The sequence below is a fragment of the Stenotrophomonas sp. GbtcB23 genome (genome assembly GCF_019091045.1).
Classification (GTDB): Bacteria; Pseudomonadota; Gammaproteobacteria; order Xanthomonadales; family Xanthomonadaceae; genus Stenotrophomonas; species Stenotrophomonas rhizophila_A.
Window position 1 is genome coordinate 1 of the sequence record NZ_JAGXKC010000640.1, and the last position, 240, is coordinate 240.

General features: G+C 66.7%; 1 pseudogene. It reads right to left on the minus strand.

Going from position 1 to position 240, the window contains the following annotated elements:
• Positions 1–240: pseudogene (locus KVS69_RS20410) on the minus strand (glycerophosphodiester phosphodiesterase family protein); the annotation flags it as partial.

Genomic DNA, 240 nt, shown 5'->3' on the forward strand with positions numbered 1-240 from the left:
GCGACCGGCCTGCTGGACCAGGAAGGTGACGATCTCGTCCAGCGTGGCAATGCGGAACTGGCCGTCGTAGGCAGTGCTGCGCAGCTGCGGCAGGCGCTCGCGGGCGGAAAGGGTCTTCAGCTCGGCCAGGGTGAAGTCTTCGGTGAACCAGCCTTCGGTGCGTTCGCCATCGATGGTCTTGGTCGTTCTGCGGCTGGCGAACTCGGGATGGGGGGCCACATCGGTGGGGCCACTGGTCTC